The organism is Pseudarthrobacter sp. NPDC080039 (genome assembly GCF_040702335.1).
In the GTDB taxonomy this organism is placed as follows: Bacteria; Actinomycetota; Actinomycetes; order Actinomycetales; family Micrococcaceae; genus Arthrobacter; species Arthrobacter enclensis_A.
In genome coordinates, this window is record NZ_JBFBKY010000018.1 from 25858 (window position 1) to 49157 (window position 23300).

At 63.2% G+C, this 23300-nt stretch carries 18 protein-coding genes and 2 pseudogenes; 7 read left to right on the top strand and 13 right to left on the bottom strand.

Translation table 11 applies throughout. The annotated features are described in order from the left end of the window. Positions 1–100: 100 nt before the first annotated feature. Both AB0313_RS16590 and AB0313_RS16595 read right to left on the bottom strand, forming a co-directional pair. Positions 101–290 (bottom strand): annotated as a pseudogene (locus AB0313_RS16590) (recombinase family protein); the annotation flags it as partial. 105 nt (positions 291–395) lie between these two features. After that, positions 396–527, bottom strand: a complete 132-nt coding sequence (locus AB0313_RS16595) for a hypothetical protein (RefSeq protein ID WP_366306842.1) — start codon at positions 525–527, stop codon at positions 396–398. 268 nt (positions 528–795) lie between these two features. Between AB0313_RS16595 and AB0313_RS16600 the strand changes: the two genes are divergently transcribed. From AB0313_RS16600 to AB0313_RS16610, 3 genes are all read left to right on the top strand, one after another. After that, on the top strand, positions 796–1365 hold the full coding sequence (locus AB0313_RS16600) for a TetR/AcrR family transcriptional regulator (protein WP_366306844.1): 570 nt from the start codon (positions 796–798) through the stop codon (positions 1363–1365). Further along, positions 1362–2612, top strand: coding sequence for a glycosyltransferase (locus tag AB0313_RS16605; RefSeq protein WP_366306846.1), 1251 nt, complete (start codon positions 1362–1364; stop codon positions 2610–2612). The genes AB0313_RS16600 and AB0313_RS16605 overlap by 4 nt, the downstream gene beginning before the upstream one ends. Positions 2613–2739: 127 nt before the next feature. Next, positions 2740–3372: a YoaK family protein gene (locus AB0313_RS16610; RefSeq protein WP_366306848.1), complete on the top strand. Its 633-nt coding sequence runs from the start codon at positions 2740–2742 to the stop codon at positions 3370–3372. A 2262-nt stretch (positions 3373–5634) separates the two neighbouring features. Here the strand turns inward: AB0313_RS16610 and AB0313_RS16615 are convergent. Then, positions 5635–6705, bottom strand: a complete 1071-nt coding sequence (locus AB0313_RS16615) for an iron ABC transporter substrate-binding protein (RefSeq protein ID WP_366306850.1) — start codon at positions 6703–6705, stop codon at positions 5635–5637. A gap of 757 nt (positions 6706–7462) precedes the next feature. Here AB0313_RS16615 and AB0313_RS16620 point away from each other — a divergent pair. Continuing rightward, complete coding sequence (locus AB0313_RS16620) at positions 7463–8062, top strand: SGNH/GDSL hydrolase family protein (protein WP_366306852.1); 600 nt, start codon at positions 7463–7465, stop codon at positions 8060–8062. A gap of 291 nt (positions 8063–8353) precedes the next feature. On the opposite strand, the gene AB0313_RS16625 is transcribed toward AB0313_RS16620, so the two are convergent. The 8 genes from AB0313_RS16625 to AB0313_RS16660 form a co-directional block, all read right to left on the bottom strand. Next, positions 8354–8692: a P-II family nitrogen regulator gene (locus tag AB0313_RS16625; protein WP_366306854.1), complete on the bottom strand. Its 339-nt coding sequence runs from the start codon at positions 8690–8692 to the stop codon at positions 8354–8356. Further along, complete coding sequence (locus AB0313_RS16630) at positions 8689–10068, bottom strand: ammonium transporter (RefSeq protein WP_366306856.1); 1380 nt, start codon at positions 10066–10068, stop codon at positions 8689–8691. Before AB0313_RS16630 ends, AB0313_RS16625 begins: the two co-directional genes overlap by 4 nt. Before the next feature lie 112 nt (positions 10069–10180). Next, positions 10181–10504, bottom strand: coding sequence for an ATP-binding protein (locus AB0313_RS16635; RefSeq protein ID WP_366306858.1), 324 nt, complete (start codon positions 10502–10504; stop codon positions 10181–10183). 499 nt (positions 10505–11003) lie between these two features. After that, positions 11004–12518, bottom strand: a complete 1515-nt coding sequence (gene glpK / locus AB0313_RS16640) for a glycerol kinase GlpK (RefSeq protein WP_366306860.1) — start codon at positions 12516–12518, stop codon at positions 11004–11006. Between the two features lie 42 nt (positions 12519–12560). Further along, positions 12561–13310: an MIP/aquaporin family protein gene (locus AB0313_RS16645; RefSeq protein WP_366306862.1), complete on the bottom strand. Its 750-nt coding sequence runs from the start codon at positions 13308–13310 to the stop codon at positions 12561–12563. Between the two features lie 91 nt (positions 13311–13401). Then, complete coding sequence (locus tag AB0313_RS16650) at positions 13402–15168, bottom strand: glycerol-3-phosphate dehydrogenase/oxidase (protein WP_366306864.1); 1767 nt, start codon at positions 15166–15168, stop codon at positions 13402–13404. A 703-nt stretch (positions 15169–15871) separates the two neighbouring features. Next, the gene (locus AB0313_RS16655) at positions 15872–16621 is read right to left on the bottom strand and encodes an MIP/aquaporin family protein (protein ID WP_366306866.1); all 750 of its coding nucleotides are present in this window, start codon (positions 16619–16621) and stop codon (positions 15872–15874) included. Positions 16622–16883: 262 nt separating this feature from the next. After that, positions 16884–18035, bottom strand: coding sequence for a glycerol dehydrogenase (locus AB0313_RS16660; RefSeq protein WP_366306868.1), 1152 nt, complete (start codon positions 18033–18035; stop codon positions 16884–16886). Positions 18036–18675: 640 nt separating this feature from the next. On the opposite strand from AB0313_RS16660, the gene AB0313_RS16665 reads away from it, so the two are divergent. The 3 genes and pseudogenes from AB0313_RS16665 (at position 18676) to AB0313_RS16675 (ending at position 20454) form a co-directional block, all read left to right on the top strand. Further along, entirely contained in the window at positions 18676–19455 is a 780-nt protein-coding gene (locus AB0313_RS16665; RefSeq protein WP_366306870.1) for an isocitrate lyase/phosphoenolpyruvate mutase family protein, read from the top strand. Between the two features lie 247 nt (positions 19456–19702). After that, positions 19703–19783: pseudogene (locus AB0313_RS16670) on the top strand (hypothetical protein); the annotation flags it as partial. A 92-nt stretch (positions 19784–19875) separates the two neighbouring features. Continuing rightward, positions 19876–20454 (top strand): SDR family NAD(P)-dependent oxidoreductase, encoded by a 579-nt coding sequence (locus tag AB0313_RS16675; protein ID WP_366306872.1) that lies wholly within the window; start codon positions 19876–19878, stop codon positions 20452–20454. Between the two features lie 365 nt (positions 20455–20819). On the opposite strand, the gene AB0313_RS16680 is transcribed toward AB0313_RS16675, so the two are convergent. After that, on the bottom strand, positions 20820–21635 hold the full coding sequence (locus AB0313_RS16680; protein WP_366306874.1) for a nitrilase-related carbon-nitrogen hydrolase: 816 nt from the start codon (positions 21633–21635) through the stop codon (positions 20820–20822). 111 nt (positions 21636–21746) lie between these two features. After that, positions 21747–23228 carry a helix-turn-helix domain-containing protein gene (locus AB0313_RS16685; RefSeq protein ID WP_366306876.1) on the bottom strand — a complete coding sequence of 494 codons (1482 nt, stop codon included), beginning with the start codon at positions 23226–23228 and terminating at the stop codon, positions 21747–21749. Between the last annotated feature and the right edge of the window lie 72 nt (positions 23229–23300).

Here is a 23300-nt window from a genome sequence, read left to right on the forward strand (position 1 = left end):
CGTCCGTGTTCGCGCATCGGGCACCGTACTTCTGTTTTGACTGATGGTCAGCCGGCCCGCATTCAGCCGTTTGCTGCCGACTTCTGATGGCCGCGCCACCAACAACGGCGTCGCCCTCCTCGGCGTACTCGAGGAGCCTTTCCATTCCCGGCCGCTCGATCGCCGCCTCGCTACCGCAGGCAGCACCGGCGAAGACGCCCGTTTCTGCACGCCAGCGGCAACCAGCGCGTCCAGCCGGTGCTGACGTCCGGGCCTGAAGCACTCACGCGGGTATAACCCAGTAGCCTCACAAGGAAATTCTGGCTCCAAAAGCCAGCAAGCTGCCACCAGTGAAACGGCTACGAACGCTGGACGAAAGTAGCGACCGCCCGCGGGGTGGTTCCTACTTGGAGATCTCAAGAGCCGAACTGATGCAGGTTGTTCTTGTAGGCAAGTTCCTTGGAGAACGAGTCCTTGACCCGGTCAAATAGCTTCTCCATAGCCCGATCAGCCTGCTCAGGAGAGAGCGAGATGTCGTCACTGACCATAGAGCCTCCGCCGAGGTCAATGCGGATGTCGGTATCCGCACGGCCTGGAAGGGGGACGCGCCCGAAGCTTTTGGCTCAAGGGGCCAACCGGCTCCGGGCCGGGCTGGGGGGATGGTCGGGGTACGGCCCCACAGGGACAGGGCCGCGAGCCGAGGAGGTAGCCCGCCCGCGGGACGGGCAAACGGCAAAAGACGAAGTCTGGCAAACCCGCGATATTGAGGTTACCCTGATTTACATGAAATCTGGTGCGTCCGTCCGGAGTTACGTGATGACGAAGCGGGCCGAGTCCGCGGCGGCTACCGCGGAGCGGATCCTTGACGCGGCGGCGGCTGAGTTTGAGGCGGGCACGCCTATTGCGGGGATCACGCTCGATGCCGTTGCCGCCCGCGCGGGGGTAAGTGTCCAGACGGTGTTGCGGCGCTTTGGGGACAAGGAGAAGCTCTTCTCCGCGGCAGCCGAGCGCCAGGCGGCAAGAGTCGCCACGGAGCGGGATGCAGCGGTGCCGGGCGACCTCGCTGGCGCCGTCGCCAACCTCGCCGCGCATTATGAACGGGACGGGAACCTCGCCCTGCGGCTCCTCGCGGAGGAGGCCTCGTCACCGTTCATGGCGGCTGTTACGGCCGGCGGCCGCGCGTACCACCGGTCCTGGTGCGCGCAGGTGTTCGGGCCGTTCCTTGACGGGCTCGGCGACGACGCACGAGAGCGCCGCCTGGCCCAGTTCGTCACAGTGTGCGACGTCTACGTCTGGAAGCTCCTCCGGCACGACGCCGGGCTGGACCCCAAGGCGTACATCCAAGCAATCCTCGAGCTCCTCAAACCCCTCACCCGGAGGACATGATGTCCCGCATCCTCGCCTACACCTCCCCCGCCATCGGCCACCTTTTCCCCATGACCCCGCTGCTCCTTGAACTCACCCGGCGCGGGCACCAGGTGCATGTGCGCACCCTCACCGACCAGGTCGACCTCCTGCGCGGTCTCGGACTCGCAGCGGAGCCCATCGACGAACGGATCGCCGCGATCGAGCACCGCGACTTCGGTACCAGGAGCACCCTCGAAGCTCTCTCGGCCTCTGTGGAAGTGTTTGTCCGGCGGGCAGCCCTCGACGGCGCCGACCTCGCCGCGGCAATCGCCTCAACATCCCCCGATGCTGTGATCGTCGACTTCAACTCCTGGGGAGCCCGCGCGGCCGCCCAGGCCTGGGGCGGCCCCTGGGCCGCGTTCTGCCCCTACACCCCGCCGGTCACCTCACGGGGAGTGCCTCCATTCGGTCCCGGACTCCCACCGCTTGAAGGCCCTCTCGGACGTGTCCGGGACGGCCTGCTGCGTCCCCTGGTCATGGGACAGCTCGAAAAGCGGTTCCGCCCGGGCATCAACGGGATTCTCGCCGCCTATGGCATCCCACCGGTCGTAAGCGCGGACGGGTTCTTCCGCTCCGCACCCCTGACCCTGGTGACGACCTCGGAACCCTTCGAGTACCCACACCCCGACTGGGCACCCGACATCCGCCTCATCGGCGCCCTCCCATGGGAACCCCCAGCTGAGGCGCCGGCATGGATCCAGGAGCCGGGCGACCCGTTCGTCCTCGTCACCACCTCCTCCGAATACCAGGCCGATGAAGCCCTCGCCCGTGCCGCTGTCCAGGGGCTCGGCGCGGAGCCCTACCGTGTTGTCGTAACCATGCCCGCCGGTCCCGCTGACCTCGGGCCGCTGCCGGCCAACGTGCGCGTCGAGCGGTTCATCCCGCACGGGCCAGTCCTCTCACACGCAACCGTGGCCGTGACCCACGGCGGGATGGGTGCCACCCAGAAAGCGCTCAGCGCCGGCGTCCCCTGTGTCGTCGTACCATTCGGACGGGACCAACTCGAGGTAGCCGCCCGGGTCAAACACGCAAACGCCGGAGTCCGACTCCCCAAAAACAAACTCACCCCCGAACGGCTACGCAACGCCGTCCGCCGCGCCGCACGAATGACCGACGGCGCCCACAGGATCGCCGCCGGCTACCGGGCCGCGGGCGGAGCACCCGCCGGAGCCACGGCGCTCGAGGCACTCACCACTCAGAAAGTCCCAAGCCAAAAGGAACCCTGAAATATCCACTCGCCTCCCTTGCTTTCCATACCCCTGAACACGGACCTGCAAAGAACGCTCCCCCACCCACTCATCGCCCCTGCCCACCCCACAACAAAGTGAAGCCTCTCCGGAAAAGTTCCGACTGATGCTCATGATTGCCCTCACGCTCGTTACAGGTGTGGTTGACGCGGTCGGATACCTTGGACTTGATCACGTCTTCACCGGAAACATGACCGGCAACGTGGTGATTCTTGCGATGTCGTTGGCCGGGGCGGCGAACCTGCCAACTTTGGGCCCACTGGTAGCACTCGGCGCCTTTCTCCTCGGCGCGGCGGTCGCCGGATCTACGCTCCAGTCAAGCCCGAAAGGCTGGAACCGCAGGGTCACCCTCCTTCTCACAGCGGGTTGTATCGCATTGACGGGAACCGCCACCATCTCTCTCATCCTGGAAGACGTCAGCCGGCATTCCATTGGTGTCATTATTGCCGCCGTTATCGCCATGCACATGGGCTCCCAGGCCCTGATTGCGCGGCATTTGGGCGTACAAGACATGACCACAGTGGTCATTACTTCCACCATGACTTCCCTCGCCGGAGAGTCACTTGTGGGCAAGCAACGGCCCCGGATACTCAACCGACGGCTGGGCGCTGTCCTCGCTATGTTCGCCGGGGCCGCCATCGGAGTACTCCTGCTCCAGATCCATTTCAGCGTCCCGATCAGCCTCGGCATCGCCGTCACCGCCGCTGTGACGGTCCTGGGGAGCCGCCGCTGGCATTGATGCGGCACATCCCACCGGCCATACCGTTCCGCGGAGCACGGACGATGGGGGAATCGATCGCAGCTTCACCGACATGTGTCCAGGCGGCCTGGCGCCGAACGCTCGTTGTCAAAAAGCGCTGTTCTTCGGTCAGGTCCCGCCCTGATCCGACGCAACCAAAGCGGCCTTTTGGGCTGGTTAAGCCGGACTCAACAGCGAAGCCGGGCGGTCTTAGGTGTTGGCGAATCTACATCAATACCGGCGAACTCATGCCTCAGTCCCCACTGCCGCCGGAACGTGAGCCTTGCGTGGAATTCCGCGTTGGCCCCATGAGAGCGCGGCGCGCCTTCAACGTGCAGGAGGATGCAGGGCCGGCGTACCGCGAAGTCACGCGTGGGACCTTCGTGTACTTCTGCGAACCCCGCAAACCCGCGGCAACGCGGATCAAACGAGAACACCAATGCCATGCTGGAGTGGTCCACTCCCTTGGGGGTTGCCGAAGTAGGGGCCAGGTTTCAAAAAAGTCTCTTGCGGTGGCCATCCTGATCGCTTGTGGCCGCGAACAACTGTGCGTAGGACCGTCTCTGTCGCGTGCGCGGCACGGGATGTTTGCCGCTGTAGCCAAACGGCGGCGTCTGACGCACGCAGCGAAAAGAGCCGCCATGGCCACCCCGCACTACGATCAGTTCCTCTTGGATGCGACAATCAGGGATCCGGAGTCCGGATCCAATCTCTGTCCCGACACCCTCTACGGCCTGTACACGAGCTGGTGCCACCTCAACCGCCGGGAACCACAGACAGAAAAGGTGTTCTGGTCAGCAATGCACACCCGTATTGACCCACAGCCAAACGGACTACGAATGAGAGGCGAAGCTGCGGCGGACTACCTCCTCAGCAGTTATCCCGCTCTGGTCTGACCCGACAGTGCCGCGATCCGCTGAATCCTTGGACGGTTCCCGGTTCAGCAGGACCGGCCGGCTGGCTAAAGTCCCGCCGCTGAAAGGTCAGGGGGCAGCGGCGGGACTTTGAAGCTAGCCCAACCACGGAAACCATAGGACAAGCACGGAAACGCTTGTTGTCTGGGAGTCCGTGAACCGCGCGCTGCTACACGCCCGATCCAGTGTCCCTTACGCTCCTCAATACGTGATCAAGATCAGCTGCGGATTTCCCAAGTCAGTCGTGAGACCCACCCCTTCCATTCGAGGGCCCGGGAGTGGATGTGTAGCGTCGTGCAACCGATCGTGTCAGCCTTCGTGACCGCCTCATTCTTGGGCCGATTAATGTCAGCACTGCCTGCCGCGTCGTATCCGATAACTTTGAATCTCTTGCCCGGGTTGGAGTGCCATGTGCATCATTGACCAATGACCAGGAAGTACCGGTGGCGAATCGTCGTTTCTAACGGCCTTGGCCTCACCGCAGTCTGGGTCGGTATGGCCACCAGCAAGGCCGAAGCGCAGTCGCTCGCCCTAGCAGATCACCCTGGATGGTTCATTCAGGAATCCGGGCCTGCTGCGGCGCCCCATTAACGAAACCCGACCGGTGTCAGAGGCCGGGAAGGCGAGCTTCTCCGCGACGGAGTCCCCATTATTGGCGTTTGGTTTGTCTAGGGTAGGCCGACAATGCCCTTCAGTGCGGGCTGCTGCTCGAGCTGGGGGTGCCAACCAAACCCTGAGATTCGCAATGTAGCTTTTGGATACGGAACTCCGGCCTACCGCTCTTTACCGCGGTTTCGCTACACAGTTCATGGGACACCGAGAACCGCAGCCGGCGCCTACTCGCAGTTAGCTCTTGCATCTCATGTGTCACAATGTAGCGTTTACTCACGGAACCCCGGCTTTACCGCTCTTTTGCCGGGGTTCCGCTACCACATGCTTGGAGCTACCGCGAGCCATAGCTGGCGGCCCTACTAGCAGTTGGCTTTGGCAGGAATCATCAACTTGACAGAATCTTCATTGTCGGCTTAAAAACGACGGAAGTAGAAGTCGCTTCAGTCAACGCCCGTCCTGATACGAAGCCAGCCGTTCTGCCGCTGCCTGGCCGGACTGCCGGAGCAATCACAGTGGATCCATGGGCATCTGCCCGACTCTGATGTCGGCACGTCCCGTTGCAGGATTGTTCTACATAATGGGCGGTCAGGTCGGATTTGGTGAGCGTTGAAGGTAGCTCTGGCATCCCAGGCGCTCCCGAAACAGCCGTTGGAGCAAATGGAACGGGTTAGCCAACTTGCCGGCGTCAACGGGTCGCTGAAGGCCTTCGCCTCGCCGACCAGGCGTGGCGGAAGGTTTAGAGGAGCCCGGCTTCTGTCATCAGGTCCGTGACCTTCTCGCTGTTGAGTTTGGCTGGGTCTATCGAAGGTGCCTGAAGGTCCTTGAGGGGTACGAGTTTGGGATTGGCTGGCACGTCGGAGCCAACGGTGTATTCAAAGGAGTCACCGGTCTGGAGGACCTGCTGGCCCTCTTTGCCCGTGATGAACTTCAGGAACTGCTGGGCCTGGGCTTGCTTTTTGCTGGAGGCCAGGACGGCGCCTCCGGAGACGCTGACGAACGCGCCGGGGTCCTGGTTCTTGAAGTAGTGGAGATCAACGTTCTTGCTGTTTTCTCCGGTCTGGGCCTGGTCCACGAAGGAGTAGTAGTGGTAGAGGACACCTGCCTCCACCTCGCCGGCGTTCACAGCAGCGAGCACCGGGGTGTCGTCCTTGTAGGACTGGAAGTTGCTTTTCGCCGCCTCAAGCCAACTCCGGGTCGCGTCCTCTCCCTTGAGCGCAAGCATGGCGCTGACGATGGCCTGGAAATCGGCTCCTTCGGTGGAGGCGCCGATGCGTCCTTTCCAGGCCGGGTCCGCGAGGTCCATCAAGGACTTGGGCAGCTGGTCGGGAGTGAGCTTGTTCTTGTTGTAAGCCAGAACGGTCGAGCGTGCCGCGATGCCCGTCCAGTCTCCCGTGGAGGGCCGGTACTGTGCCGGCACCTGGGCCAGGGTTGCCTGGTCCACCGGGGCGAGCAAGCCTGCCCCTTCGACGCGGACCATCGCAGGGGAATTTTCCGTCAGGAAGACATCCGCCGGTGAGTTCTTCCCCTCCTCGGTGAGCTGGTTGCTCATTTCCAGGTCGTCACCATTCCGCAGCGTGACCTTGATTCCCGTTTCCTTGGTGAAGGCCTCCACCCATGCACCGGTCAGGTTCTCGTGCTGCGCGTTGTAAACGACAATGCTGTCACCCCCGGACCCCGCGCCAGCGGTGGAACCCTCGGTGGCGGACCCGGCGCTTCCGGACCCAGTGGGGGCGCCCCCGCAAGCCGAAAGAGCCAGCAGGGCGGCGGCGGCGGCCAAGGCCGCTGCGGGTTTGATGAGGAAGTTCATGGTGGCCTTTCGAGGACTCCGGTTCCGTACCGGAGCTACTGGGAGGGGACAGGTTGTTCACGGACACGACACACCGGTCTTGGAACCGGGAAGACTGGCGAGGTCGCCCCCGCCGAAGGGTTTGAAGGTGCTCCGCCGTACTCTTTGAATCCTCCCGCCGGAATAAATTGCAAAGGTAAGGCAAACCTAAGAATAATAACATCAGGCCGATGTTGCGTAATTCGGGAGCACTCGAAGACGGACTGTTACAGCGTCCATGGTCAGCACGCCTCATACGGAAGCTTGAATCGATGCTCCTCCCCCGGGACGGCTGCATCAGATGAACACTCCAGGCCCCGCGCCCTGCACCTGCGCTCCTGCGGAATTCCTTGACGCCATCACTCCGGCAACTTGTGGAAACCGCGCCTGGGGCGTTGCCTGCTCCAGCCGGCAAAAGTCGGTACGGGCGCGGCGGTCCACGTGGCCGTTCGTCAGCCGGGAGCGGCCAGCCCATCCCCCGTGACCCCGCGTACACCACCACGAATGGACTGCATTCCCGCCGTGTCTTGGTGAAGTCTTCGAACCTCCGAGCGTTCGAAACAGTCCCGAAACACTCATAGTGGAACATGGAAGATCGACCAGAAGTAATCCAGGACGGGACGGGAGCGGCAAAATGGGCATCAGGCGACGTCAGTTGGGCGCCGGGGGCCTTTGTGTTCTCGCGCTGACAGCAGGTGCATCGGTGCCGACACACCCGGCCAGCGCGGGTGCTCGGCCGATGCGTGTCGTCGTCATCGGTGACTCTCTGAGCACCGGTTGCGGGACCTCTCCGCAGCTCGCCTGGCCGGCGCTGTTCGGCGCCGACTCCCGCTTCAAGGGCAACGTCAATATCATCAACGCGGCGGAAAACGGCAGCGGCTACCTCAGCCAGGGAGACTTCCAAGGGACGTTCGGCACACAGGTCAACAGCTTCGTGACGGCCGACACCGATACCGTAATTTTGTTTGGCTCCGAAAATGACATCGGCTACGCCCCGGACGCAGTGCGCGACGCGGCCACCACCACGATCAACACTGCCAAGACCACTGCCCCCTACGCCCGTGTCATCGTCATCGGACCGCCGTCCTATACGCCCGAACCCGAGCCCGAAAGGCTTCAAGTACGCCACGCAATAAAGGCGGCCGCAGTCGACGCGAAGGCCCAGTTCGTAGACCCCATCTCCGAATCCTGGATATCCGGTCAGGTAGACGAACTCATCGGTCCCGACGGCGATCACCCAACCGAAGCCGGACAGCACTACCTGCTCGAACACATGCAACGGCTGATCGGCGACCCCGGCGCGCAACTTGCCAAGGCGAACGAGGCCAGCAGGACATAGGCTGCTGCTTCTGCGTGGATTTCCCCCGCAGGCCCGTTCCGCCCGCTACAGGACAGCGGTCCGGGCACTTTCCAAAGAAGACCGCTGGGCGGAAAGCCTGTATCTCGTCAACAGATCCCGTGATCCCACCGGGGGGCAGGGGGCACACTGACTGATGAGGTGCAACCCGGCGCTAAAGCCGATCGCCAGTATCCTCGCAGGCCGGCCCGAATGAACCAACCACGAGTGAAACCCGGCCAGAGCTTACCTATCGCGCTTATCAGACAGCCCCGTTACCCGCTGTGTTGGGGTTTAGATGGCTGTTGGTCCGCGTTCTCCGGTGCGCACCCTGATGACGTCGTGGATGTCTGTGATCCAGACTTTGCCGTCGCCGGGGCGCCCTGTGTTTGAGCCGGCGAGGATCAGGGCCAGGATCTGCTCGTACTGTTCATTCGTCGTGAGGACTTCGATGCGGACCTTGGCCAGCAGGTCGGAGGTGTATTCGGCTCCCCGGTAGACCTCGGTGTGCCCGCGTTGCCTGCCGTAGCCGCTTGCCGCGCTGAGCGTCAGTCCTTGGACTCCGTGGTCTTCCAGGGCGCTTCGGATGTCATCGAGTTTTTCCGGGCGGACAATGGCGGTGATCAGCTTCATGACTGGATCCTAGCCGTGCTCCCGGCGTCGCCAGGGCGGTGGGTGTCTTTTTTATTAAACGAGTGCTGGATCTGGTCGTGAAGCGGCTGGAAGCTACCGGCAACGCCGACGCCGCCGTACTCGTACGCGGACTCTGCATGCTGGCTGACATCGATGCCCTCAATCTCGTCCTGGACCGGGACGCGGAAGCCCATGGTCCTCTTAATGGCCCAGCCGATGACGAAGGACAACACGAAGGAGTAGATCAGAACTGACCCGGCGCCGATGGTTTGCTTGCCCAGCAGCTCCAAGCCCCCGCCGTAGAACAGGCCTTGTCCGGCCGCGGGGGACCCCGGGTCAGCGGCGAGGCCGATGAAAAGGGTCCCTGCGACTCCCCCGACCAGGTGAACGCCGACGACGTCCAGTGAGTCATCGTAATTGAGCCTGTACTTCAGGCCAACGGCCAGCGCACAGAGTCCTCCGGCCAGCAGGCCCAGCACGAGCGACCAGGACGGAGTCAGCGCAGTACAGGCCGGGGTAATCGCGACCAGGCCCGCGACGGCCCCGGAGGCCGCACCCAGTGAGGTGGCATGCCCGTCCCGTATCCTCTCAACGACCAGCCAGCCCAGGACCGCGGCGCAAGGAGCAGCGAGGGTGTTGATCCAGGCATAACCGGCGATACCGTTCGCGCCCAACGCCGAACCGGCGTTAAAGCCGAACCAACCGAACCACAGCAGCCCGGCACCGAGCATGACGAACGGCAGGTTGTGTGGACGGTGTCCCGGGTCCTTGCCGAAGCCCTTGCGTTTCCCAAGCAGAAGCGCCAATGCAAGGCCCGCCGCGCCGGCGTTGATATGCACAGCCGTACCACCCGCAAAGTCGATCACCCCCAGACCCTGCCCCAGCCACCCGCCCGTGCCGTTGCCCGAGGCGTCCTTATTCACATCGAAAACCCAGTGTGCGACGGGGAAATACACGATCGTCGCGAACAACCCGGCGAAGACCAACCAGGAACTGAATTTTGTGCGGTCTGCAATGGCTCCGGAGATGAGAGCGACCGTAATGATAGCGAAAACAGCCTGGAAACCGACGAAAACTATCTCCGGAATCGTTCCAGCCAGCGGCATATCATCACCCGTGGACAGGATCCCGGCGAGGCCAAACTTTTCACCAGGGCTGCCGACCAGACCGGCGAAAACGTCGGTCCCGAAAGACATGGAGTAGCCATAAAGGACCCACAGGACACCGACCACAGCGATCGCGCCGAAACTCATCATCATCATGTTCAACACGGCCTTCGCACGGGTCATGCCGCCATAAAAAAACGCCAGGCCCGGCGTCATCAACAGCACCAACGCTGCCGAAACCAGAACCCACGCCGTGTCCCCGGTATTCATCGAATCTAGACCTTCCTCATAAGGATCCACATCGCTGCGCCCACTCCGATGTACGGGCGTGGCCCCGCAAAAGAACCTAGCCTCCGCTTGTTTCCACAACCGCTCCCACGCGTTACCACCGTGTTACAAACACCACACCGAGCCCCAGTCCTGGCACCAGTCTCAGCGATTGTCGAAAAGTTCGCCGTTGGAGGTGGTAACTGGAGCTTTTCAGGATCATGACTTCGGCGTGGCAGACGAGGCGGTCGATCATGGCTGACGCGACGACCTGATCGCCCAGGACGTCTCCCCAGCGGGCGAACGGGAGACTCGAGGTCAGGATCAGCGGGGCATGTTCGTAGCGGGACGAGACCAGTTGGAAGAACAGGTCAGCCGCGTCCTGCTCGAACGGGCTGTAGCCAACTTCATCGATAACAAGGATCGCACCTGCCGGCACCGTGCCACACTCGACGCCCTGGTTGACTTGGGCGATTACCTAATCGCGGGTGGTTCCACGGCCATGCGGGACCAGGCCGAGCCGAACAGAGTGTGCACGCTCGGCTGCTTTCGCCACCGGGCCCGGGTTCAGCTTCCGTTTCTTTGCTACCGCCATCGCAACTCCTGAAAGTCTCAAGTGTGGCAGTGATCGTTAGAATCCACCCGGTTAGGTCTGGCCCCACTTCATCGGCTCAGTTCGCTGTTTGTCCTGTCCAGCCACGGGCAATCACATCGAAGTTACTGCGTGGTTGGGATTGAATGGGGATCATTACTGGGATAGCCATAGCCCGCTGCGACGTGCAGGGAACTCCTGGCGGCTCCAAGAGCCGGGCCGTGGGTACCCTTTCACCGCGCATGCCGAGCCTGTGCTGCAGGAGAACTTGCGGCCTGGCAGGGGTTCGCGGCCACTGACAGGGCCGCCCTGCGTGGGAAGCAGGGCGGCCCTCAGGGGTGAAGGATTACCGCACGTCTTCGTCGACCCAGTCCATGGATTTGGTGACGGCCTTCTTCCAGAGCCGCAGCTGGCGGTCCTGTTCGGCCTGGTCCATCTGCGGTTCCCAGCGCTTGTCCTCGGACCAGTTGGCCGAGCACTCGCCGAGGTCCTTCCAGAAGCCAACGGCAAGGCCAGCGGCGTAGGCGGCGCCCAGCGCGGTGGTTTCAATGACCTTGGGACGGATGACCGGGACGCCGAGGATGTCCGCCTGGAACTGCATGAGCGCATCGTTGGCGACCATGCCGCCGTCGACCTTCAGTTCGGTGAGCGGAACGCCCGAGTCGGCGTTGACGGCGTCGAGGACCTCGCGGGTCAGGAAGGCGGTGGCCTCCAGGGCGGCGCGGGCGATGTGGTTCTTGTTGACGAACCGGGTCAGGCCCACAATCGCGCCGCGGGCGTCGGAGCGCCAGTACGGAGCGAAGAGGCCGGAGAAGGCGGGGACGATGTAGACGCCGCCGTTGTCCTTGACTGAAGCGGCAAGGGTTTCCACCTCGGGGGCGCTGCTGATCATGCCAAGGTTGTCGCGCAGCCACTGGACCAGCGAGCCGGTGACGGCGATGGAGCCTTCCAGGGCGTAGTGCGGCTTGGCGTCGCCCAGCTTGTAGCCCACGGTAGTGAGGAGCCCGTTCTTCGAGTGGACGATTTCCTCGCCGGTGTTGAAGATCAGGAAGCAGCCGGTGCCGTACGTGTTCTTGGCTTCACCGGCGTCGAATGCGGCCTGGCCGAACGTGGCGGCCTGCTGGTCGCCCAGGATGCCCGCCACCGGTGTCTCGCGGAGCAGCTGCGAGCCGTGGACTTCGCCGTAGACCTCGGAGGAGGACTTGATCTCCGGCATCATGCTGCGGGGAACACCGAAGATACCGAGGATTTCGTCGTCCCACTGTAGGGTTTCGAGGTCCATGAACAGGGTCCGGGAGGCATTGGTGACGTCGGTGACGTGGACGCCGCCGTCCACACCGCCGGTCAGGTTCCACAGGACCCAGGCGTCGGTGTTGCCGAAGACCAGGTCCCCGGCCTCGGCCTTTTCGCGGGCGCCGTCGACGTTGTCCAGGATCCACTTGATCTTGGTGCCGGAGAAGTACGTGGCCAGCGGCAGGCCCACCTTCTGTTTGAAGCGGTCCGCCCCGCCGTCCCTGGCCAGTTCGTCCACGATGTCCTGGGTGCGGGTGTCCTGCCACACGATCGCGTTGTATACCGGCTTCCCCGTGGTTTTGTCCCACACAACTGCCGTTTCGCGCTGGTTGGTGATGCCGACGGCGGCAATATCGTGCCGCGTCAGGTTCGCCTTTGACAGGGCTGAACCGATCACCTCGCGGGTGTTGTTCCAGATCTCCGAAGCATCGTGCTCTACCCATCCTGCCTGCGGAAAGATCTGTTCGTGTTCCATTTGGCCGGAGGACACGATGGCGCCGCTGTGGTCGAAAATGATGGCGCGGGTGCTGGTGGTGCCTTGGTCAATTGCGATTACGTACTGGTTCATGATGACGTCCTTGTCTTGGTTGTTGATCTGGTTGCCAGGGATTCAGGAAGCGGCGGTGACGATGATCGGTGCAATGCGTGCAACTATTCCGCCCAGGGCGCCGCCCACCAGCGGACCCACCACGGGGATCCAGGAGTAGCTCCAGTCGCTGGAGCCCTTGCCCTTGATGGGAAGCACTGCGTGTGCAATGCGCGGCCCGAGGTCACGGGCCGGGTTGATGGCGTAGCCGGTGGGGCCGCCGAGGGACACGCCGATGCCCACAACCAGCAGGGCTACGGCCAGCGGGCCGAGTCCTGACGGAGTGCCGCCGAACGTGAGGATGACGAAGACCAGGACGAATGTTCCGATGATCTCGGTCATCAGGTTCCAGGGGGTGGAACGGATGGCGGGGCCTGTGGAAAAGGTCCCGAGCTTGCCTGCGGGTTCCGGTTCGTCGTCGAAGTGCTGCTTGTACGCCAGCCAGCAGAACACGGCGCCGAGGAAGGCGCCCAGCAGTTCCCCGCCGAAGTAGGTCAGCGTGGAGGCGAAGTCCACGCTCACGCCGGGAGCGTACTCGGCCTTGCCGTTGAGCAGCAGGCCAAGGGTGACGGCCGGGTTCAGGTGCGCGCCCGACTTGGCGGCGACGAAGACGCCGCAGAACACGGCGATACCCCACCCCCAGGTGACCATCAAGAACCCGCCGTTGTTGCCTTTTGTCCCCCTCAGAGCCACGTTGGCAACGACGCCGCAACCCAACAGGGTCAGCATGCCCGTGCCAAAAACTTCGGAGAGGAAGACTATTCCTAGAGACATCTTTGACTCCTTCTTTGTTTAGTTGTCGGTCCTCCGCGGGCGAAGGGCCGTTGGGCCGGGACACTGGGGTGCCCCGGCCGGCCGCCTGGCCTTAGGAAACCAGGCTGTGCGTCTCCACGCGGTGGAAACGCTGCAGCACGTCCTGGGCGTGCTTGATCTCAGCGGCGCGGGCTGCGGCGTCCCATTTCAGGGGGACGGACAGCACCTCCGCCACTTCATTGAGAAGTTCACCGGTCACCAGCCCCCGGAATGCCAGGGAGGTACGCCGGATGAAGACATCCACCAGGTGTCCCACCTGCTCGTTTGCCGCCATGAACTCCAGCTCCCGGACGCTGAGCTCCCGGGTGGACCGCAGCGGCTGGTCGGGTTCTGCGTCGAGGTATTCGATGACCGCTTCGGCCCGGGTACCGTAGCGGGTCAGCAGACCTGCGGTACGGTCCGCGTCCCGGCCGGAAGACATATGCGCCTTGATCCACTTCTGCTCTCCCGCTTCATCCGCAGGGAAGCCGGCACCGCCGCCGATGGGGAGCTGGGCTGTTGACACCTTGCGCTGTACGCCGAGTTCGTTGAGGACGTCATTGGTCAGGTGCTCTGCGAGGGCACGGAACGTGGTCCATTTGCCGCCCACCAGGCTGAGGACGACGGCGCCACTCCCCTTGTCCCCTGAGGCGCGACGTTCGATGCGGTAGTCGCGGGAGACGAAGCCCGGCTGGGTGGCATCATGGCTGGGGAGGGGGCGTACACCGGAGAACGTGTACACGATGTCGTCGGCGGTGACGTCGATCGAGGGAAAAACGTGCCCGATCAGGTCAAAGAAGTACTGGATTTCCGCGTCCGTGCAGACGGCGTCCTCTGACATGTCCGCGTCAACGTCGGTGGTGCCCACCAGGACCCGGTCCCCCATGGGGTAGATGAGGACAATCCGGCCGTCCGTGTGCTCGAAGAAGATTTCGCGTCCGCGGCAGGCGGCGAGCAGGCCGGGGTGGTCAAGCACTATGTGCGATCCCTTGGTGCCGCCCATGAAGGACGATGCAGCACCCATCGCTTCGTTGGTGAGGTCCACCCACGCCCCGGTGGTGTTCACGATGATGTCTGCCGTGAAGTCGAATTCTTCCCCGGTAAGTTCGTCGCGGAGGCGGACGGTGCCTCCCTTGCCGGTCCCCGGGTTGGGGGCTGATGACATCGACTGCAGGGAGAGGTAGTTGCTGGCCCGGGCGGTGTCCCCCTGTCCGCTGGTACCGGCAATGCCTGCGCGGCCGGCCTTCTCACCGTCCTGCAGGACGTCCAGGGTCAGACGCTCCGGGTTATGGACGGAGGCATCAAAGTAGGTGGCCGTGTATTTCACGTCCGGACGAAGGGCGGGCAGCTCTTCAAGGGCTGCCTTGTGCGTGCGGAACTGGTGCCGCGGCACCGTTCCGCCATCGCGGGAAAAAGAGTCATAAAGGCTGAGGCCGGCCTTGATAAGGAAGGCTCCGCGCTCCTTGGGCTTGCCCTGCTGCTTGTGGGTCAGGAAGCGCAGCGGTGCTGACAGGATCCCGGAAAAGGTACTGAAGATGGGAATGGTTGTCTGCAGGGGCTTGACGTAGTGCGGTGCGATCTTCAGCAGCCGGTTCCGTTCGACGACCGATTCGCGGACCAGGCGGAATTCACCGTTTTCGAGGTACCGGATACCGCCATGGATCATGTGCGAGGACGCGCCGCTTGCACCCTGGCAGTAGTCACCTCGCTCCACGAGGGCGACATCCACGCCCTGCAGCGCAAGGTCGCGGAACGTTCCCACACCGTTAATACCGCCACCGACCACCAGAACTTTGGCGTGCGGACGGCGGCGCAGGTTGTGGACTGAGGGGCGTTCCACCCCATGCCGGGGCGCGGCAGCAGAAGGTTGAACAGATGGATCCTTGGGTCCCAAAACGACTCCCTTGGGGCTTTGAGTGACGCGGCCACCGCTGGATGGCGCCGCCGTTCTGATCTATTCTTCGGAGAAATGGAAAATGGAGTCAAGCACTATGCACGAATGTGCAGAACGGAAGCCACGCCGGGGCCGGCCACCGTCAATGTGGCCTAATTCCTGGGCCCTGGAGGACGCACTGCGACGACCTCCAGGCTGAAACCCCCCAGCCCACCCAACAACACCAGGCCATGGATCCGAGGAGGCCACGGGCGTTCTGGACCGGCCGCACCCTCCCTCGCCCAGACGTCGAGGCGATGAATTCGTTTGGCTGTGCAGAGTTCAGCAACAACTTCATGAATCACAGCCGGCCCTTCACTGGGGAGGGCGGGCTGTGACAGGCCCGGCGCGATCCTAACTGGACGGGACTCCCCAGGTCGGCAAAACAAGGCCTGCTACGAGGAAATTGCATAATTGGGATACACGCCAACCATCCATCCGTCCCATCCACCAACTTGAAGCCTTGGCTGTACCGTCACGCTTCAACCACGCCCAGCACCCTGAAAGCAGGCCACGGCGGCCTTATTCTGGGTCCCCATACCAGCCAGACTTGAATATGGCAGGCACGCGCACTTGGCAAGAAGTACCTTGTCCTGGTGGTGACTGGCCGTTACTTTACGGCCGTGAAAACTATTGGCATGAAGGAGGCCACGATTCCGGCCAGGCTCCCGCCGATCAGGGGGCCGATGATGGGAATCCATGAGTAGGACCAGTCACTTGTTCCCTTGCCCTTGATGGGAAGGATCGCGTGCGCGATGCGTGGGCCTACGTCACGTGCGGGGTTGATAGCGTAGCCCGTGGGTCCGCCGAGGGAAAGACCAATGCCGACGACTAGAAGTGCCACTGCCAGCGGACCGAGTCCGGACGGGGTTCCCCCGAAGGTGAGAATGACAAAAACCAGCACGAAGGTTCCGATGGTCTCTGTAAGGAGATTCCAACCGGTCGAGCGAATGGCTGGGCCTGTCGAGAAAACTGCCAGTTTGGTGGCGGCTATTGGCTCTGCATCGAAGTGGGGTTTGTAGGCCAGCCAGCAAACTACGGCCCCCAGGAAAGCGCCGATGAGCTCGCCTCCGAAATAGGTGGTCGCCGAAAGGAAATCCACTGGAATTCCGGGAACGAACTCCTTCTTCCCGTTCATAATAAGGCCCAGTGTGACAGCCGGATTCAGGTGGGCACCGGACTTTGCGGCGATGAAAACGGCCGCGAAAACGGCGATACCCCATCCCCACGTGACCATCAAAAACCCGCCGTTGTTACCCTTTGTTCCCTTTAAGGCAACGTTGGCGACCACACCGCACCCGAGCAATGTCAGCATCCCTGTGCCGAATATTTCGGACAGGAAGATAATTCCGAGAGACATTTTGATTCCTTCATTTTCTGATTTCAGCCGACCTCGAGTGATGAGCGGCCAGTGGCCAAGGGCGAGTTATGCCCGCGACGTTCTCCCCTCCCGGCCGGCGGCGTAATTCCGGGTCCCGGTTTCCCGGCAGTAAGACCGGGATTCTCGCGGTCCGCCCTGCGCCTCCCGCAAGGCAATTAACGTGAGCACCTCCCGCCGTGGGACACCAGGAAGTTGGGAGGTAATAATAATGGGATAGGGATTGGAGAAGTCGCTGTGCACGTCAGTGGGCGGCTACGTATGGCTTCGGCTCAGGGAGGCTGGCTTCCTCGCGGACCCGGCGAGAGAAGCGTTCGATTGACTTGAGTGCGGAGACAACGTCGGCAGGCCGGACCTCGAAAGGCATTGCATGAATGGTCTCGCCTGCTACAGTCGCGGCATTGGCGACCAGTTCGAGCTCATGGGTGTTTTCCGCCGCTAGTCCAACTTCGGTCAGGGTAGTGGGAAGGCCCACCTTTGTAGTGAACTCGATGAAGTCACGGATATCGCCGGTGGGTGCACCTTCGAGTACGAGCTGGGTGAGCGAACCGATGTTGACTTTCTGCCCGTGGGCAAGACCGTGTGTTTGCGGTACTGCCGTTAGTCCGTTGTGGATGGCGTGGGCTGCGGCCAGGCCACCGGACTCGAATCCCAGGCCCGAGAGCAGGGTGTTGGCTTCGATAACCTTCTCTACTGCTGGGGTGACGAGATGATCGCGTACGGCATCCAGAGCTGGCAGGGCGTTGTCCCAGAGGACATCCCAGCTAAGGCGGGCCAGGGCCGTGCCTGTGAGGGTGGGAAGACCCCCGGCCATTGTTAACGAGTTGGACGCCGCTGTTGCCCGCGCCTCCAGCCATGTGGCCAAGGCGTCTCCCACGCCAGCTGCGAGGAAGGCTGCCGGAGCATTCGCAATAATCTGTGAATCCACGAGAACGAGGTCCGGGTTGCGGGGAAAGAAGCGGTATTCCTCGAATGCACCATCGTCTGTGTAGACCACGGCCAAAGCCGAGGTCGGTGCGTCCGTTGAGGCGACCGTCGGTACCGTGACCCACCGGATTCCTGCGAGAAACCCTGATGCTTTGACCGCATCAATCGTACTTCCGCCGCCGACGGCGACAACGACGTCCGCGTTTGCGCTCTTGATCACGTCCACGAGGCGATTGATTTCTTTTGCTGAGGGGATTCCGCGGAAGGCTTCCCTGGTGACGGGCAGCCCCGCCGTCTTCAGGGAGAAGGTCACATCATGTCCCACGAAACCCCAGACGGCGTCATCGGCCACGATTAAAGGTGTGCCTCCGATGGGTGTGAGGAATTCGCCCAACCGGGCTATGGCTCCCGATCCCTGCGCGTAGCGACCGGGGCTGATGACTGAACGGATTGGGCTGTTTGCAGGCAAGAGGAGCTCCTTGACATCATTGTCGATGCGGCCGGATGGCCGTCGCTGCCCCGAGAGTAACGCGCAAGTGGCGGCCACGACGAGGGCAGAGCGTCTCAAATTGAGACGCTCACGATAACTTGCCTGCTGCTGCGTGAGCATCGCCTCTACGCAAAGAGGGACGACGAAGATACACCAAAGGTGGAGAGGTTTACATCTGCCGGTTGTCGAGCCCATGTCAGCGGTCGTGATTTAGCTCGCCGACCTCCCCTAGCATTGGGTGGCCCTCGACTTTTGGGTGAAAATCACTCGAAGATTATGCGCACGGAGATCTCCGGCAGACCCTCCGGACCGTATATTTGGTGTCAGCCCCGTGGGTGCTGATGCCGGATGAGAACCAGGGGCGAGATGATTCCGAGCTGCGCCTTTCGATGCTGGATAATGGGCGCGCCGCGGCTCCGGCCCATTGGGCGGCTGTGGCCCGGCGCCGATGCTGATGCCGGGGAAGCCGTCCGGAACATCACAGGGTCCGGGAACCCTTGTTTAGTGGGGAATGCGGAAATACCGGCTGTCGCACGGCATACACTGAGCCCCTGCGGGGAGGATGAACAGCGTTCCCTCGAAACCTTGCCAATTTATTGACGGAAAACGGAGAAGAGCAATGACCGGAACGAACACCTCGGAGCGCGCGCAGCAATTGAAAGCGCTGCATGAGTCGTCGGAGATCCTGCGGGTTGTCAACGTCTGGGATGCCATCAGCGCAGCAACGGTTGCGGCGCTCCCGGAGACGAAAGCGATCGCCACCGCTGGCCACTCCGTTGCCGCCACCTACGGCTACGCCGACGGCAGTATGCCTCTGGACATCGCGCTGGCCGGGATCAAAACCATTGTGGGCGCCGTCGATCTTCCCGTCACGGCCGACCTCGATGACGGGTACGACAACCCCGCCGAAACGATCCGCAGGGCCATCGCCCTGGGCGTCGTGGGCGCCAACGTCGAAGACCGTCTTCGTCCCTTCGACGAAGCTGTGGCCCGGGTGGAGGCCATCATGGCCGCCGCCAACGATGAAGGCATCGCGTTCCAGCTCAACGCCCGGACGGATGCGATCGCGCGGGCTGGGGACCGTCCCATCAGGGACAGCATCGATGACGCCATCGCCCGGGGCCGGGCATTCCTCGACGCCGGTGCTGCGCTGGTCTTCGTCCCGGGAGCACTCACCCGCGACATCATTGAGCAGCTTGTTGACGGACTCGGGCACCGAAAGCTTTCAGTGATCGGCGCGCCCGGGGCTCTGCCGGCTGCAGACCTGCAGGAACTCGGGGTAGCCCGGGTCTCCTTTGGCCCCTTCACCCAGCGAGTCGCCCTGCGGGCACTCCGCGATCTCGCCACCGATCTTTACGGGACCGGCGTCCTGCCCGTAGACACCCCGCCAATGAACTGACTTGCCGTCGCCGGAGGTTTTGATGTCCCTGTACACCATCGAAAGGAACCTACCCAGGAAGTAAGACCCGGTTCATCACTGGCGCATCCAAAGACTTTGGCCGCGAGTGGACCGAAGCTGGTCTGGAGCGCGGGGACAACGTACCAGGCACCGCACGTAAGCTAGACACTCTTCGTGCCCTTCTGCTGAAAAGTATGCTGTTACGTTCCTGCCCATCGAGCTTAACGTCACGGACCGGGATGCTGATATCGCGGCCGCGCGGAAGGCGGCAGAGCACCTTCGGCGGCTCGACGTCGTGGTCGATAACGTCGGCTACGGACATTTCGGCATGATCGGGGAACTCACCGAAGCTGAGGTCCGGGCACAGCTGGAGACGAACCTGCTCGGGCGCTGTGGGTCACGCAGGCGGCCGTTCCCGTCATGCGTAAACAGGGTTCGGGCCACATCATTCAGGTACCGAGCATGGGTGGAATCAGCGCCTTCCCAACGGTGGGCGCGTACCACGCGTCGACGGTGGAGGGCTTCTCCCAGTCACTTGCACAGGAGGTCCAGGGATGCAGTATCCACGTGACGCTGGTAGAACCCGGCGGCTTCTCGACCGACTGGTCCGGCCCGTCCGCCACCCACAGCGGGCGAATGGACATATGCGACGAGGTCCGCGAAGCCGCGGCAGGCCGCCCTACCGCGAACAACCCCGGCGACCCCACGGCCACCCGAGGAGCTATCCTCCGAAATGTCGTCGACGCGGAGAACCCGCCCCTGTGCGTCTTCTTCGGCAAAACACCCCTGGACATCGCCACCAAGGACTGCGAATCACGCCTGGCAACCTGGACCGAATGGCAATCGGTCTCAATCGAAGCCCACGGCAACCAACTCCCTAAAATCACAGCCCCCTACAAATCGATAAACGGCCGCTGCGCACTACACGCGCACCGGGTAAGCCCGACATCCTGCGGGAGGGCCAGGACGCCAACGATGCGCTGGTTGCCGACGCCTTGACCTCGCTGGCCGCCGTCGAAGCGGAGGCCCTGGACGGCAGGGCTGCTGGTGCGTAGCTGCTGCTGGCCCCTGGGCGCCGGCAGAACGTGGAATAGCCCAGAAAGGAGTAACCGGTCCCGAATTCGTCGATGTCAATTCCTGTCGCCTATCCCATGCGGCAAAAAGCGGCCCGGGGCTATGGGGCCGCAGCTTCGTGCGGAAGTTTCGTTACTGGTGATGAATCAGCCATTGGTCAATTTTGGATACCAGATTGATGCTGCGTTTTTCCTTGGTACCGTGAGGCCTTACCGGTAGTCCGGGTTCATCCGGTACGTCCGCCAGAGCTGAGAGCCTGTTACGGTGTTCGTGCCAGATGCCGGTCCTGGTCAGCGGTGGTCGAGGACCTGGTAATCTGCAAGCCGGTCGGCGAGGACGGGGAATTCACTGCGTGTGGTCTGGACAAGGCCGGGGTCGATACTGGCGCAGAGCACCTCTTCGCCCCGTCCTGCTTCCGCCACAAGGTGACCTGCAGGGTCCACAATGCGGCTGGTCCCGGCCAGTTCAATGCCTTCCTGAATGCCTGCGGCGTTGCAGGCAAGGATGAAGACTTGGTGCTCAACGGCCCGGGCAGACGTCAGGAGCTTCCAGTGTTCCCGGCGTGCGGCCGGCCACGCGGCGGGGACGATGACTATTTCGGCCCCGCGGACGCTCAGCTCGGACCATAGGCCCGGAAAGCGCAGGTCGTAACAGGTAGTTCCCGCCACTGATCCGAATGGCGTGTGCACGACAGGCAGCGACGTTCCCGGTGAGAGCAACTCGGTTTCGAGGGACTGGTAGCCGAAGACGTGTATCTTGGAATATCTGTGGGCGACATTGCCCTGCGGGTCGATCAGCATCGAGGTATTCCGCAGGGCCGGTGCACTCCCGTGGGCGGCTCCCTGGACCTGTTCGATCATGCTTCCAATGTGTACGTAGGTCCGGAGTTCCTTTGCCACTGCTGTGCACATGCGAACCGTCAACCCGTGCCCTGTTTCTGAGAGTTCCCGATACTGTTTGAAATGGAAGTAGCCTGCACTCCATATCTCAGGGAGGACGAGAAGGTCCGCTCCGCGCTGCTGGCGCAGAAGCGCCTCGGCACGATCGATGCGTTGGCTTTGGGTTTCGTTGTCGGGGCTGGATAACTGGACCAGTGCGATTTCCATTGGTGCTTTCCTTGTATATCCGGGAACCTCAGCCTGGACGCAACTTGACGTTCGGCCACTGCGCGTTGAAATTATGCAACAGCACGGTTCGCTTTTGGTGTACCTCATGTCTTACCTTGGGGCAGCCATTCCAAGCCGGGCCATGCGCCGGTAGATCGTGGCGCGGCTGATGCCCAGTTCGGCGGCGGCAGCGGCAACGGTGGTTCCGGGCCGGGACAGGCACCTGGCGATCTCGTCCCGCTCGACGGCCTCGATCCGCGTCAGGCGGGGGCCGGAGCGGCCGAGCAGCGCAGCCGGCAGGTGCCGCACATCGATGGTTTCCGTGCGCTGCGCCGCGTCCTGGACCATGCCAAAGAGTTCGTCCACGTTGCCGGGCCACCCGTACGCGGTCAGCGCGTGCTCCGCGGCAGGTGTGAAGTCGACCTCCCGCATCCGGGACTGCCGGGCGGCGTACCGGGCAAGGGGCATCACGTCGTCACCGCGGTCCCGCAGTGCGGGCACCGGCACCACCGACTCCACCAGCGCCGCCAGCGGGGCCGGGATGGCGGTGAGGTCATCCGCGGTCACGGCCCAGGTCACGGCTGCGGGAAGGCCTTCGGATTCCGAGCCCCGCGAGCTGACAGCCCGGGCAGCGAGTTCCTGCGCAGCCCAGGCCGGGAGCAGATCAATGTTCTCCACGATCACAGCGGTGTGGGGCTTGGACAGCTCCGGCGTCCACAGGGACAGCCAGGCCTCCACGTCCTGGGGCGCGGGAACGGCAGCGCAGAGGATGCGGCTTCCCGGGTGCGCCTGGCGGATGGCCTGGCCCAGCAGGGTGGCGCGTCCCGTCCCCGGTTCTCCGACAGCGGCCGCCACCTTACCGGAGATCAGGGCCATTGCTGCGGCGTCCAGGGCCGCGGTCCAGGGGCGGGACATGGCGCGAAGGGTGCCGGAGCCGGGCTCCAGCCGGGCCCGCTGTACCCGGAACACCCCGCCCTTGGGGCCGGATTTCGGGTGCCGGCCTCCGGACTTGGCCAGCATCAATGCGGCGGTGGTGCCCGCGGCGGACTGGGCCAGCGCCAGCAGCAGCTCCGGGGAGGACTTGGACCAGGTGGTGATGTTGACGCTCCCCTCGAGCCGTCCGCTGAGAGGGTCAAGCACCGGCACGGCGGCGCAGGTGTAGGTGCGGAGGCTGGCACTGTAGTGTTCCTCGGCGCGGACCAGGCTCGGGGTGCGGTCGGCCAGGGCCAGGCCCAGACCGTTGGTTCCCGCCTCCCGCTCGGAAAACGCGAAGCCGGGGGCCAGATGCACCTTGTCCAGCGCCTGCAGCAGGGAGGTGTCACCGCTGAAGCGGTTGAGCACCAGCCCGTCGGCGTCCGTGAGCATCAGGCTCAGCGGCTCGTTGGCCAAGGTCTGGTGGAGGCCGGTCAGCACCTCCTGCCCGCACTGGAAGAACAGGGAGTCGCCGTTCACGGACCCGGCCCAGACCGGGTCAACCTCCTCCGCTGAGACGCCGTATTCCTCACTCCGCTGCCACGACGCGAGAAGGCGCCGCGAGGCAACCGCGAGCTCAGCGCCCGGCCCGTTCCCGTTCCCGTTCCCGTTCGGCATCATTGCCGTCCTCCTTGTCCTGCCTCCTCCGAGACTACGTGCCGGCGTCCGGAAGGGCGAGACCCCGGCGTCTCA